The organism is Halobacillus litoralis (assembly GCF_009856355.1).
Classification (GTDB): Bacteria; Bacillota; Bacilli; order Bacillales; family Halobacillaceae; genus Halobacillus; species Halobacillus litoralis_B.
Window position 1 is genome coordinate 1 of sequence record NZ_WMEW01000015.1, and the last position, 13193, is coordinate 13193.

Sequence of the window (13193 nt, forward strand, 5' to 3'; positions counted from 1 at the left end):
TTTTAACACCTTAATACCTCCTTGCATTACTTTAACTATAACATCTATAAACCATATATCCCTAAGTGAATTGAGAGCTTCAAACCTTATTATCTCGAAACTGAGTCTTCCAGAAAACTGCCCATTTACTGGAAGACTCGATTTCAAGGTAAATATCCGATTCGGGATACAAGATTCAATTGTCAAATCGTGAAAGTAGATAATCTGAGGGTATCATTTGAAAGGCTTTCAGGATATCGGTTGCTCTCACAGACGTCACCCCCTTGTATTTGATAACCCTGTTATAGAATACTTGTTCGAATTGTTCAAATATCAACAACAAACTTTAACAAAGCCAAAATAAAAAAGCTCAGAGACAGGAGGTGTCTCTGAGCTTTTTTCATCCGGTATAACGATGGTAAAGGGTTTTGGCTTCGGCTGTATCCTGCGTGCCGTGAATGAGCGCACGCCCATCCTTAAAGAACACCATCCGCTTATCCCCGGTCGTAAACGACAGCAGATAAGGATTCTGATCCACCTTGCCGTCCTGACCGGACAACGTCTCAGCAAGAACGGTAAGATCCCATTCCTGCTTTGCTGCCGGGCGGATCTGCACAGAGTCCCTTCCGCAAAGAACCGCGGTCTTCATCTGCTGATCATAGGATAGGAATGGATAGGACGCCTCCCGGCCGCAGGACGGACAGTCGTCCTTTTTCACGCTGGAGACGCCGATGGATGAATGCTGGTTCGTCCATAGATCAAAAGAAACGAGTTTCTTCCTGACAGCGTCCCAGTCTTCCACTAACAGTTTCATAGCTTCCACTGTCTGATGAGCGGTCACCATCTGAACCGCCGGGCTGATAATGCCGGCGGTATCGCACGTCAAACCTCCGAGCGGCACCTGGTCCATCAAGCAGTGCAGACACGGCGATTCTCCCGGCAGAATGGTATAGCTTATGCCATAGCTGCCGACACACGCCCCGTAGATCCAGGGAATGTCATGCTTTTGGGATAAGTCATTGATGATCATCCGGATATCGAAATTGTCGGTGGCATCCATGATGACATCCACTCCGTCCAAGAGCGGTTCCAGTTCCAGCGGTGTCGCATCGACGACCCGTGCATCGATGACTGTTTCACTGTTCACCTCCTGCAGGCGCTGACGGGCAGCGACCGCTTTCGGAAGGCGGGTGTCCGCGTCTTTTTCTGTATACAACTGCTGACGCTGGAGATTGCTCCATTCAACATAATCCCGGTCAAGGATCGTCAGTTTCCCGATCCCGGCACGCACGAGGTTTTCAGCGGCCCCCGTGCCGAGGGCACCTGCCCCGACAATCAGCACATGTTTGCTGCTGATTTTCTTCTGCCCCTTTTCCCCGATGGGCTGGAACAAGGTCTGTCTGGAATATCGGTCATTCATGTTCGGCTCATTCCCTCCATTGGACTGCTGGCCGCAGCGTAACGCTTTTTCGGAATTCTCCCTGCTTCATATCCAAGCCGTCCGGCCTGAATGGCGAGCTTCATAGCTTCTGCCATTTTCACAGGATCGTCGGCGGCGGATACAGCGGTATTCAGCAGAACACCATCGGCACCAAGCTCCATGGCCGCCGCCGCATCCCCCGGTGAACCGATGCCCGCATCTACAATGACCGGGACCTCGGCCTGTTCAATGATCAAATCCAGCTGATGCGGGTTGAGAATTCCCTGCCCTGATCCGATCGGAGACGCCCCGGGCATCACCGCATGGGCGCCCATTTCTTCCAGCCTTTTGGCTAGGACGACGTCATCAGACGTATAAGGAAGAACCGTAAAGCCTTCCTCCAACAGCATTTCAGTCGCCTTTAACGTTTCGACAGGATCAGGGAGCAGCGTTTTTTTACAGCCGATGACTTCGACTTTAATCATATCGCAAAGTCCGGAAGCTTTGGCTAATTTTGCATGCCGTACGGCCTCTTCAGCATTTTCCGCGCCTGCCGTATTGGGCAGGAGTGTATAGCGGCCGGTGTCCAGCTGTTGAAGCAGATCCGGCTGCTGCGGTTCAAAAATATTCATCCTCCGGACGGTAAACGTGAGAATATCGGTTTCTGATACATCTACGGCCTTTTTCTGCGTTTCAAAATCAGGATATTTCCCTGTCCCCAAAAGCAGTCGTGAGTTAAACGTGAAATTTCCAATCTTAAGCATTTTATCCGCCTCCTACGAACTGGACCAGTTCCATTTGATCGCCTTCATGCACCTGTGAATCGGCGTGCTCGCTTTTTTCCAGAATTGTATCGTTCAGTTCCACTATGACCACCCGGTTATCCAATTGGAAATGACTCAAAAGCGTACGGACATCAGCCAGGTGGTCAGGTATTTCATGCCACTCGCCGTTTATTTTCACATTCATGATGATCCTCCTTTATAACGTGATGAAGCTTTGTCCACTCGTCACCCAGTCCGGATCCACCTGCTTCCCTTCGATTTGATCGGCCACCAGCGTTCCAGTCACCGCCGAAAGCAGGATACCGTTCCGGTAATGACCCGTTGCCAGCCACAGCCCTTTTTTCTCAGGGTGAGGGCCGACATAAGGGATGCCGCTTTTCGTCTGTGGCCGGATCCCCGCCCACGTGTGTTCGATTTTGGCACCCTGCAGGGAAGGAAGAAGGTCCCTCGCTTTTTCCATCAATTGAAAAAGACCTTCCACGGTAACGGACTCATCGAAGGAACCCGCCTGTTCGGTAGCGCCGATCACGAGTCGGTTTCCCGCCTTCGGGACGATATAGCATCCTTTTGTAAAAAGAGTCCCTGCGATGAGCGGCCGTTCCGTCTGAACTGAAAAGCATTCCCCTTTAACCGGATACGTTTCCACAATGGTGCGGTCGTGGTTCAGCAGCGATGCGCTCCATGCCCCGGCGGCTGCGATGACTGCCTCCCCGGTATACGTCCCCCCGCCGGTTCTGACTCCAACGACCCGCCCGTTTTCTTCCATAAAGCCGGTGACGTCGGTATGCTCTAGAAAATCCGCTCCGAGGGCCGATGCCGATGCTGCATACGCTTTTGTCAGCTGCGGTGCGTCCACCTGACCGTCCTCCGGCAGGTATAAAGCTCCCCAAAAACGGTCCGAAAGAGCCGGCTCTTTTTGACGCATCTCCCCGGCATCCATCCACTCGGCCTTCTCCCCGGCAGTCTCCTGGAACCGCCCCAGCTGCTGCAGCGATTCCGCTTCCCCTTTGGAGGAGGCGATTTTATACAGCCCTTTCTGCTGCAGCCCGATGTCTATTCCGCTGAGCTCCTTCAATTCGACTGCCAAGGAAGGAAACATCGCCCGGCTCGTTCTGGCCATTTGAAAGAGTGAATCGTCCCCTTTCAGTTCGGACTGAGCACCGAGCATACCCGCTGCGGCGCTTGATGCCTTCTGCCCGGTTTTCCCCCGGTCGATGACGAGCACTTTTTTCTGCCGCCTGGCAAGCTGATAGGACACAGAACTGCCAATGACTCCTCCACCTACAACGATTGCGTCATAAAGCATCCCTTCATCTCCTTTCCAAATGGTATCGATAACGGCGCACCGCTTCTTCAGCGTTTTCTGCCAGAAGAACACCCGACAGCACAGCCGCTCCCGACGCTCCGTAATGCTTAAGACGGGCCGCATTTTCCGGTGTTAATCCCCCAATAGCAATGACAGGCAGGGAAACAGCCCCGGTGACGGTCTTCAGTGCGCCAAGCCCCCTTCCCGGCAGCCCGGGTTTGGAATCCGTCTCAAAGACATGGCCGAATAGAACAGCATCCGCTCCCTCAGCCTCTGCGGCCACCGCTTCTTCTGCCGAATGGACGGAACAGCTGACGTGTAGAGATGGAAACGCTCGCTTCACGTCTTGAACCGATAAACTGTGACCAGCCAGCTGCACTTGTGGCACCCCTTTTGCTGCTGCTACATCCACCCGGTCATTGATGACGAGCTTTTCTTTCGGAAACCCGAGACTGTCTAAAGTCTCAATCGTGTCCGCCGTTTCACGTGCCGACCACTGCTTTTCACGAAGGTGTAAATAATCCACCCACGGTTCAATCGCGGCTGCCCTCGGACAAAGTTCCGCCGGAGACTGGCGTCCTGTGGAGATGACATGCAGGTTCATGCACGTCCTGCCGCCATCGACTGCTTCAGGTCGAACGGCCATTCCTCCATGCGGTACGCCATCTCCCAGAACATATATTCATATTGGCTGCTGATGATAAACAATTCCTTCATCCGGGCCCTTCCGGCATCTGTCTTCTTTTCAGCCAGTTCATCAAGGCGCTCGATCTGCTCCTCCACAAGTGTACGGAACCAATCTCCTCCATAAGCGGCAATCCACTCCTGGTACACGGGTTCTTCCGGCGACGATTCTTTCAAATGTTCACCGACTTCATAATAAAGCCAGTAGCACGGCAGGATCGTTGCAATCACATCTGCTAAATCTCCATCGTACGCCCCTCTGTACATGTGAGACGCATATGCATACGCCGTCGGCGACGGTTTGAACTGCTCCCGCTCCTCCTGCGTAATCCCCAGCTGCTTCGAAAAATTCTCATGAAGTCCAAGTTCTGCTTCGTACGTACTCTGAGCATGAGACGCCATATTGGCCATCACGGCCATATCTTCAGACTTGGCAGCTCCAAGCGACTGGACCCTTGCAAAATGAGACAGATAATAGGAATCCTGGAGGACATAATGACGGAACTTTTCAATGGGAAGCGTCCCTTCTCCGATACCTTTCACAAAAGGATGCTGAAAGCTTCCTTCCCAAATCTCATCCACGGCTTTTCTGATTTCTTCTGAAAATTTCAAGTCCAACCTCTCCTTTGATGAACGATCCGCCACTGGCTTTACCTACTAAAAAAGCCACTTTCCCCGGCATAGGAGAAAGTGGCTGATCTATACATTCATTTCGATCGACATATATAGTCTTCGGCCACTTCCCTACGCTGGTATAAGCCAGATCAGGTTCCAAGAGTCTTAAAGCATTACTTTAATCTCAGCCTTTGAGAAGGCACCCCTAGTGGATCGCTCTGTATTTAATTTCTCTTTCATCGTAACACGTTAGAATTTTTTGTCAAAAATAGATTTTCGTATGACGTTCCACCGCTTTCCTGATACTGTCGGCTGTCCATGGAGGAATCGGGAGGGGACCTTCCCGCTCACCCGGATCGATCCAGACGATGCCGGATACTTCCTCCGGACTTCTTATCCATGGCTCTCCTGTGAAATCGGTTGCTAAAAACACGAGATTCAGAACCTGGGTGTCACCGATTAAAAAGGTGCTGCTGTGCACATAGGTCAGTTCTCCCCCCAGGGTAATGCCGATTTCCTCTTTGATTTCGCGGCGGACATTGTCCTCCAGCACGTGAAGGGAATCCGGGCTGAACTCCATTTTTCCCCCGGGCAGCGAATACAGACCTCCCGCGTGCTCCTCTTCTGCTGACCTTTGAATAAGCAGAATACGGCTGTCTTTCATAATCGCTGCTTCTACGTTTACGATAAATGTATGGGACATAAATAAACCCCTTTCCGCATCCAATCCTTACCAATTTCGACACACCGCATCAAACTCCTCCCCGGCTTGACAAGAAGTAGATGAGCATATTCTTTGTGGATCTTTCCCAAACACCGTACGATACTCTTTGCAGTAAAAAGATGAAGAGGTGTTTCAACTATGGATTTACAACTTAAAGATAAACTTATCCTTGTGACCGGCTCTACTCAAGGAATTGGAAAAGAAATCGCGAAAACTTTCCTTGAAGAAGGGGCACGCGTCGTTATTAATGGACGGACCGCGGAAAAGCTCGATCATGTGGTAGAGGAATTCAAACATCTCGGAGACATTCAGGGAATTGCCGCTGATGTGTCAACGAAAGAAGGGGCAGATGCGCTGATCCAAAAAGTCGATGCCATCGGTGACCTTGATGTACTTGTGAATAATACCGCCATGTTTGAAGTGAAAGACGTGGAAGATGTAACCGATGAGGAATGGATGGGGTACTTTGAAACCAACATTATGAGTGCCGTGCGTTTGTCCCGCCACTTCCTTCCAAAAATGCTTGAACGCGATACGGGACGGATCCTGAACATTTCCAGTGAAGCCGGCGTCAAACCGCTGGCGGAAATGATTCCGTACTCCACCACCAAAGGAGCCGTCAACTCCTTGACCCGCGGTCTGGCGGAGCGTACAAAAGGCACCAGCGTAACGGTGAACGCCGTCCTTCCGGGGCCGACATGGACCGAAGGAGTCGCTGGATTCATGCAGGGAGCAGCGGAAAACGCAGGCGAAGAGCTGGAATCCTTTACGAAGGATTACTTTAACAACAATGAGCCGACCTCCCTCATCCAGCGTTTTGGTACTGTTGAAGAAGTGGCAGGTATCGTCGTTTACCTCGCTTCCCCTAAAGCTTCAGCCATTAATGGAGCCATGCAGAAGGTCGAAGGCGGCATCATCCGTTCTGTCTAAACCTCCCAGACACCCGTTCTTCACTGGACGGGTGTTTTTTTACGCTTATCTCAGGTAAAATATGGCTCGGAAAGGAGGAAATCAATGACACAACTAAAGGTCCTTTCTGCGTGGAACATCCTTCCCGCTGCGCTTTTGATCACTGCCGGATGGTTTCTGTTGGATGACAATCCCTCCAACACCTACACGGGAGTCCTCTTTCTTATCCTGTTCTGGACAGTGAAAAGCGGACTGGACGCCTGGAGGTATCACTTGATCCATCAAAACAAGCATGCCTTCTTAAACCTGGGCCTGACTGCTGTCAGCCTGGTCCTTCTTTTCTATGTTCTATAAAGAGAGGATCGCAAGCAACAATAGAGAACCGTCTTATACCAACAGTAAGGAGCGGGTACATATGTTAAAACGAATTCGAATCACTTTATCAGTCCTCATCGTCCTTTTGTCCGGGTACGGATTATGGACAGGTACATCCGGGGACCTTTTGTCTTTCATCCTCGCAGGTGCAGCCATTCTCATGGTTATCCTTGGCGTAGAAGAACAAAGAGAAACAACCAAATGGCGCGCCTCCCTTTATTATGCCGTGTCTGTTTTCTGCCTGACGGCTTCCACAGCCGGATTCATCCAATAGAAAGAGCTTCTTGAGAAGGAGCATTGCCCCCGTCAAGCAGAACGTGGCTAAACGCAAACGGCAATCGCAGATACACTAAGGGAGAAATCCTTTTTTCCACATGAGAAGAGCCCCTTGAGAGGGCTCTTTACACCAACGTATGGATAAAATCGATTTCACTCATCACCTGAATGCCGTTCCGTTCGAGCAGGGCTGTCGTCACGCCTTTCCCAGACACCTTTCGTCCGCTGAAGGTGCCGTCATGGACGACCGTACTGCCGCACGACGGACTTCCTTCCTTCAACACAACCGTATCAATGTTGAGATCCCTTACTTTTTCCAATGTCAAATAAGCACCTCTTATGTACGTCTCCGTCACGTCCGTTCCTGTCTTTTCCATCACGCGGGCACGGCCTCTCAATACATCCTCTCCATCCCCGCCGACAATCTCAGCTGGAGGCCGCGGCACCATGAAGCCTCCCAGCAGTTCCGGACAGGCGGAAACCGCTCTCTTTTCCAATATTAATTTCTGCACTTCTTCCTGGAGGCAGTCCGTGCCATCGTAACGCACTTTTATACCAGCCAGACAGGAACTGATCAAAATCACCCTTCTTTTCCTCCCTTTGTTTTTTAATTAGCTCTGTTATTGATCTTTTAAACGATTACTAAATCGTCTCCGTCTGGAATCAGGGGTCCGGTCCATTATTTACTCAGGGGATGGGATGGCAGGGAAAACCGTCCGCTTTCCGCGGGGAACGATGAGCCTCCTCGAACTTCGTTCTCCGGGGTCTCACCTTGTTCCTTTTTCCCGCAGGAGTCTACCTGTTTTCCCTGCCATCCCTTTCGTAGTGGTGTAACGGACTTCGGTTATATCCTTTCTAACTACCCTTCTTTGAAGAGACCGCCTTGGGAATGGCGGGACTCCTGTGGGATGAAGGTCCCCCACGGAAAGGGAGTCATTCCCAAGGCCGCCTCATACAAATCCCTGACAGAAAGGGGAGATAGAAGCTCACATGTTAAATAATAACAACCCCAAGCCAAAACAGAGCCTTTTAAATAAGAGAAGCCCGGACCCTTCGAACAGAGTCCGGCCTTTCCTCTTAAACGACTTCCATCAGACAGACACTGAAATACTCTCGTTCATCAGATACGACACGGCGGAGCAGAAAACCACTTGCTCTCCCCAGACGAATGATGTCCTCTGGATCATATTTGTAGGAATTCTCCGTATGAATCCTTTCCTGCTTCTTCACCTCTATCGTGTGGCCGCCCAGGGTGAGAACCTGTTCCCTGCTGCTTTCCAGATGCATTTCTATCCTTCCGGCGGTTGGATTATACAGTGCCACATGGGAAAAACTGTCTACATCAATCGCCGCTTCATGCTCACGATTGATTCTTGTGAGCAGGTTTTTATTAAATGCTGCCGTCACTCCTGCTGCATCATCATAGGCCGCTTTCAAGACTGCTTCGTCCTTTTTACGATCGACCCCGAAAATCAGCTGATCGCCGGGATTCAGAAGACTTCGGATATTCTCCAGAAAAAGCTCCGCCTCCCGCGGTTCAAAATTCCCTATCGTGGAACCTGGAAAGAAAACGATTTTCTTTTTCCCTTTAAAGTCCGGGAGGGTGAACGGCTGTGTATAATCCGTGCTTAGGCCCTGGATATGAATCCCCGGATACGATGCCTGCAGCTGAGTTACCGTATCCGCAAGGAATTCTTCTGAAATATCGATTGGAATATAGCTTTCAATATTCGGCACGTGATCCAGCAGGATTTTCGTTTTTTTACTGCTGCCGCTCCCCAGCTCAATCAGAGCAGCTGGTTTACGGAAAACCGATTTCCATGCACTCAGGTTTTCCAGAAGAATCTGCGCTTCTGTTCGTGTCTGGTAATACTCCGGGAGGTCTGTGATCTGTTCAAACAGCTGCGACCCCTGCTCGTCATACAAAAATTTAGATGATATCCATTTCTTTTCTGCAAAAAGCCCCGTGAGCATATCGGATGAGACCGTTCCATTCAGATGCGCCTTCATACATCCTCCGCCAACCGGAAGCCGCTGAACTGCCACCGCATCTGCGGGTGGAAAAAGTTCCGGTACGTCGCCCGTATATGGGACTGCGGGGTTACACAGGCGCCTCCCCGGAGAACGATTTGATTCGCCATGAACTTGGCATTGTATTCACCCAGCGCCCCGTCCAGTGGTTTATTTCCCGGGTACGGAACGTAAGGGCTCTGTGTCCATTCCCATACATCGCCGTATGCCTTTTCGATTGTCCCGTCGCCCTTATAAATGGAATGCGGCTGATACTGTTCAGCCTCCACAAAGTGACCGTCCACCTCAAGCTCTTCCATGGCATGCTCCCACTCCTGTTCTGTCGGAAGCCTGCGGCCGGACCATCTCGCATACGCATCGGCTTCATAAAAGCTGACATGGCTGACCGGAGCATCGAGATCGATTTTCTGCAGACCGGAAAGCGTGAACATGTGCCACTCCCCGTCTTTGTTCACCCAGTACTGCGGGTGTTTCCACTGATTTTCCTTCACCGTTCCCCAGCCGTCCGAAAGCCAGTGTTCGGGCTGTTCATAGCCACCCGCCTCCATAAACTGAATGAACTCCCCGTTCGTTACCGGTCGGTTGGCTATCTTGTAGGGGTGCAGATATGTTTTATGACGTGGACCTTCATGGTCAAAAGCGAACCCGTCCCCGTTATGACCGATTTCCACGACCCCTTCTTCAAATGCAGAAAATGAAAGTTCAGGGGCACGCCCGTAGGAAGCATCCTGCTGCTCCTTGAATATCGGATAAAGCGGGTTATAGGAAAAGTTGTATTTGATGTCCATGAGGATCAGTTCCTGGTGCTGCTGCTCATGCTGCAGACCAATTTCCACAAGCCCGTCAATATCGGCGTCACCCACACGTTCAGCAAGCAGACGACTCATTTCCTGATCGACATGACGGCGGTAATCCATCGTTTCCTCCACTGTCGGGCGGGTAATCAAACCACGCCTCTCCTGCGGGTGGAATTCCCCGACGGTTTCATAGTAGGAATTGAAGAGGAATAAGAACTCCTCGTTATAATGCCGGTAATCAGGAATGTACACTTCCAGAATGAATTTCTCAAAAAACCACGTCGTATGCGCCAGGTGCCATTTCATCGGACTCACATGTTTCGCCGCCTGCACGACGAAGTCTTCTGTCTGTAACGTTTCTACCAGCTTTTCCGTAAATGTTCTCGTTTCTGTATAGACACTCCATACACTTTGATGGGTCGTTTCCATATAGCAGCTCCTTTTACTCGGTCTTATTTCCAACAGCGGGGATAGGGTTTTCCTTGAACATTCGGGCCAGATGCAGCGTATTGTAGGCAAGCATCTTCACATGACCTTTCGTAAACTCATTCTCCTGCCCTCCGCCTTCATCCAGATAAGACGCACCGGGACCGGCTTCTCCGACCCAGTAGGCATCCACATTCGGCGGAATGACGAAACCGATATGGGACAGGCCGTAAATAATCGAGGCAGCGGCGTGCTTCGCTCCATCTTCGTTTCCGGTGATGACGACGCCCCCGACTTTGTTGTAGTAGACTGCCTGTCCCTTCTCATTCGTTTCACTGCTGCTTCCATACAGACGTTCCATAGCAACACTTGCGATGCTGCTTTTTTCTCCGAGCCAGAGCGGTGTTCCGATCAGAAGAATATCCGCTTCTTTGACCTTTTCAAAGATCTCCGGCCACTGATCCCCTCCGCCGAGGTCCTTGGCCACACCATTCGGGATATGATAATCCGCGAGACGCACCGTTTCCGTATGTACCCCTTCAGTTTCCAGGAGATCCAGCACCTCCCTTCCGAGTGCTTCGGTATGGGATATTTCATCCGATGTTTTCTTTAAGCTGCAGTTCAAGATTAACGCTTTCAGTTCTGCCATCCTGTCCAGCCTCCTTTAAAGTATATTGAATGCTTTTTCCCTTCTTCTTTTATTTTAATCCTGCTTTTTCCAATTTGTAAGGTAAATGACAGAAACTTTACACATGTTTACATTTGAATAGGGCATTTTAGAAGAGAAGAATGGATAAAGGAGTGGGTAGTGATGTTCAAATTGAATGAAAAAGCACCTGATTTCACCCTGCCGAAAATTACCGGCGGTGAATTCTGTTTCTCTGATGATTTGAAAAGCCATGACGAGGATCACTGGCATTTGATTATATTTTTCCGGGGGTCCTGGTGCCCGGCCTGTATGAACGAGCTGGATCAGCTCGAAAAGGAGCAGGGTTACTTCAACGATAAGAAGATCCACTTGATCACGGTCACCCATGATGAACAAGCCGATCTCGAGAAAATGCAGCAGGAGCACCAATTCAGCTTTCCTGTGCTGAATGATAAGGACTTCCAGTTCCTTAAGGACTACCACGTGCACTTCCATGCGGAAGATGCCCCTTACGAAGACCATGGCACCCACGGTGACCCGGCCTACTTCCTGACTGATGCCGAAGGACGCGTCCTGTACCAGCAGAGGCAGACAAGTCCATTCGGTCGACCGGCACCGACAGAATTAAGGAAGATCATCCAGTATATCCGCAGCAACTTAAAAGGCTGAACACAAAACACCCCGCCCGGTGAACAGGTTTCCTTCACCAGGCGGGGTGTTTAATTTTCATGATTCCACGAACCGCATCACATACTAAAAAAGTGCCTTCACGTTAAAAACGGATACGCGTATAATGATCGATCATTCGTTGATTGTGTTCATCGGATCCATCCACATTGCCACTTTTGAAAACCGGCACGTCCATACCGCTCTCCTCCAAGTGATGGATGGTCCGTGTCAAAAGCTCATGGACGATGGCGGTACCCAGGACCGTCGACACGGGGGAATGACTGGTTCCCTTCCCTTTCATGACCGCGTCACCGACCGGTACTTCCATATCAATGACGTTCTCAGCCGCATCTTCAAGCCGCTTCCCTGAATCCAGCCGGGAAGGCTGCGAGGCGGCATAGCGGAGCGATGTCAGAGCTGTGGTATACACACCCCGCTCCCTGAAAAATTCCGCTGCTTCCACTGGAGCCGGATTACGTCCTGAAGTGGACAGGATCAGCACCGCATCTTCAGGCTGTACGTCTTCCTTCTCCAAATAAGGTCCGACAAACCCCGGGGTTCGTTCATACTGACTGGCCTGCACGGCGCCCTTATGAAGCATAAGCGGCTCGATAAGTATCGGACGAACCGGAACTAGGCCGCCGGCCCGGTAATACGCTTCCTGGGCAATCAAGCTGGAATGTCCACAGCCGAACATATGAATGACGCCGCCCCTGCTGATGGCTTCCGCATAGCGGCGGCTGATGGTCGCAAAAGCCTCTGACTGACGTCCTGCCAAGGTCTGAAGACGGCGGGATACATCCAATAAGTAACTCATGACATCCTCCTTACCTCACAATATCACTGATGAACTTATAGCGATCCGCCCTGTAGGTGGATTTGACGACTTCGAACGGAATACCGTTATCAAGATAGCTGCACCGCTCAATATGGAGAACCGGTGCCCCCGCTTCAATTTGAAGTTCAGTGCCTTCATTCTCATCGGCTGCGCGGGCTTCAATCTCCTGACGGGCATGGCTGATTGTAAGATCAAGAACATGCTCCATATACTCATACATTGATCCCTGCACGATATCCTCCGTAAGGTCCGGAAGCAGGGAAACAGGGAGAAAAGACGTTTCGACGGCCATCGCCTGCCTGTCAGCAAACCGGATGCGTTTGACGGCATACACCTCTCCTTCTTCAAGCTTCAGCTTAGAAGCAATATCCTGAGGAGCCTGCATCACATCAAACGATAACAGACGGGTGGCTGAAGTCATGCCGCGGAGCTTCATGTCCTCTGTAAAACTGGTCAACCCCTTCAGCGGCTGTTCAATCTTTTTTTCTGCGACGAACGTCCCTCTTCCTTTTTCCCTGTAAAGGATGCCGTCATTAACCATGTTGGACACCGCCTGTCTGACCGTCATCCGGCTGACTTGAAAGCGTTCGGACAACTCTCTTTCCGAAGGGATCATATCTCCCGCCTGGAATGTTCCTTCACTGATTTCCCGCTTTAAGAATTCTTCGATCTGATAATACATCGGGAGCGGATGATTCTTTTTCAACACA

The 13193-nt window shown here is 50.8% G+C and carries 17 protein-coding genes and 1 riboswitch; of the genes, 4 read left to right on the forward strand and 13 right to left on the reverse strand.

What is annotated here, in order from left to right; all coding sequences use genetic code 11:
• Nucleotides 1-379 precede the first annotated feature (379 nt).
• From GLV97_RS17115 to GLV97_RS17145, 7 genes are all read right to left on the reverse strand, one after another.
• Complete coding sequence (locus tag GLV97_RS17115) at nucleotides 380-1399, reverse strand: thiazole biosynthesis adenylyltransferase ThiF (RefSeq protein WP_160890178.1); 1020 nt, start codon at nucleotides 1397-1399, stop codon at nucleotides 380-382.
• Nucleotides 1396-2163 (reverse strand): thiazole synthase, encoded by a 768-nt coding sequence (locus tag GLV97_RS17120; protein WP_160890179.1) that lies wholly within the window; start codon nucleotides 2161-2163, stop codon nucleotides 1396-1398. The genes GLV97_RS17115 and GLV97_RS17120 overlap by 4 nt, the downstream gene beginning before the upstream one ends.
• 1 nt (nucleotide 2164) lies before the next feature.
• Nucleotides 2165-2368 (reverse strand): sulfur carrier protein ThiS, encoded by a 204-nt coding sequence (gene thiS / locus GLV97_RS17125; RefSeq protein WP_160835292.1) that lies wholly within the window; start codon nucleotides 2366-2368, stop codon nucleotides 2165-2167.
• A gap of 12 nt (nucleotides 2369-2380) precedes the next feature.
• The gene (gene thiO, locus GLV97_RS17130) at nucleotides 2381-3490 is read right to left on the reverse strand and encodes a glycine oxidase ThiO (RefSeq protein WP_160890180.1); all 1110 of its coding nucleotides are present in this window, start codon (nucleotides 3488-3490) and stop codon (nucleotides 2381-2383) included.
• A gap of 4 nt (nucleotides 3491-3494) precedes the next feature.
• Nucleotides 3495-4094: a thiazole tautomerase TenI gene (gene tenI, locus GLV97_RS17135; protein WP_160890181.1), complete on the reverse strand. Its 600-nt coding sequence runs from the start codon at nucleotides 4092-4094 to the stop codon at nucleotides 3495-3497.
• A complete protein-coding gene (gene tenA / locus GLV97_RS17140) occupies nucleotides 4091-4786 on the reverse strand; it encodes a thiaminase II (protein WP_160890182.1) in 696 nt (231 codons plus the stop codon). Before tenA ends, tenI begins: the two co-directional genes overlap by 4 nt.
• A gap of 112 nt (nucleotides 4787-4898) precedes the next feature.
• Nucleotides 4899-5006, reverse strand: a riboswitch (TPP riboswitch).
• 45 nt (nucleotides 5007-5051) lie between these two features.
• A complete protein-coding gene (locus tag GLV97_RS17145) occupies nucleotides 5052-5492 on the reverse strand; it encodes an NUDIX domain-containing protein (protein WP_160890183.1) in 441 nt (146 codons plus the stop codon).
• A 159-nt stretch (nucleotides 5493-5651) separates the two neighbouring features.
• Between GLV97_RS17145 and GLV97_RS17150 the strand changes: the two genes are divergently transcribed.
• From GLV97_RS17150 to GLV97_RS17160, 3 genes are all read left to right on the forward strand, one after another.
• Complete coding sequence (locus GLV97_RS17150) at nucleotides 5652-6443, forward strand: SDR family NAD(P)-dependent oxidoreductase (RefSeq protein WP_160890184.1); 792 nt, start codon at nucleotides 5652-5654, stop codon at nucleotides 6441-6443.
• Between the two features lie 84 nt (nucleotides 6444-6527).
• Nucleotides 6528-6776 (forward strand): hypothetical protein, encoded by a 249-nt coding sequence (locus GLV97_RS17155; RefSeq protein ID WP_160890185.1) that lies wholly within the window; start codon nucleotides 6528-6530, stop codon nucleotides 6774-6776.
• A 61-nt stretch (nucleotides 6777-6837) separates the two neighbouring features.
• Nucleotides 6838-7071: a hypothetical protein gene (locus GLV97_RS17160; protein ID WP_160835285.1), complete on the forward strand. Its 234-nt coding sequence runs from the start codon at nucleotides 6838-6840 to the stop codon at nucleotides 7069-7071.
• A 127-nt stretch (nucleotides 7072-7198) separates the two neighbouring features.
• Here GLV97_RS17160 and GLV97_RS17165 read toward each other — a convergent pair whose 3' ends face one another.
• From GLV97_RS17165 to GLV97_RS17180, 4 genes are all read right to left on the reverse strand, one after another.
• Nucleotides 7199-7657: a 2-thiouracil desulfurase family protein gene (locus GLV97_RS17165; RefSeq protein ID WP_160890186.1), complete on the reverse strand. Its 459-nt coding sequence runs from the start codon at nucleotides 7655-7657 to the stop codon at nucleotides 7199-7201.
• A gap of 493 nt (nucleotides 7658-8150) precedes the next feature.
• Nucleotides 8151-9083, reverse strand: a complete 933-nt coding sequence (gene egtD / locus GLV97_RS17170; protein ID WP_160890187.1) for an L-histidine N(alpha)-methyltransferase — start codon at nucleotides 9081-9083, stop codon at nucleotides 8151-8153.
• The gene (egtB, locus tag GLV97_RS17175; protein WP_160890188.1) at nucleotides 9080-10330 is read right to left on the reverse strand and encodes an ergothioneine biosynthesis protein EgtB; all 1251 of its coding nucleotides are present in this window, start codon (nucleotides 10328-10330) and stop codon (nucleotides 9080-9082) included. The genes egtD and egtB overlap by 4 nt, the downstream gene beginning before the upstream one ends.
• Nucleotides 10331-10343: 13 nt before the next feature.
• A complete protein-coding gene (locus tag GLV97_RS17180; RefSeq protein WP_160835281.1) occupies nucleotides 10344-10976 on the reverse strand; it encodes a flavodoxin family protein in 633 nt (210 codons plus the stop codon).
• 162 nt (nucleotides 10977-11138) lie between these two features.
• Between GLV97_RS17180 and GLV97_RS17185 the strand changes: the two genes are divergently transcribed.
• Entirely contained in the window at nucleotides 11139-11645 is a 507-nt protein-coding gene (locus GLV97_RS17185) for a peroxiredoxin family protein (RefSeq protein ID WP_160835280.1), read from the forward strand.
• Between the two features lie 103 nt (nucleotides 11646-11748).
• Here the strand turns inward: GLV97_RS17185 and GLV97_RS17190 are convergent, their stop codons facing one another.
• Nucleotides 11749-12462, reverse strand: coding sequence for a sugar isomerase domain-containing protein (locus GLV97_RS17190; RefSeq protein WP_160842079.1), 714 nt, complete (start codon nucleotides 12460-12462; stop codon nucleotides 11749-11751).
• A 10-nt stretch (nucleotides 12463-12472) separates the two neighbouring features.
• Entirely contained in the window at nucleotides 12473-13192 is a 720-nt protein-coding gene (locus tag GLV97_RS17195; RefSeq protein WP_160890189.1) for a UTRA domain-containing protein, read from the reverse strand.
• Nucleotide 13193 lies beyond the last annotated feature (1 nt).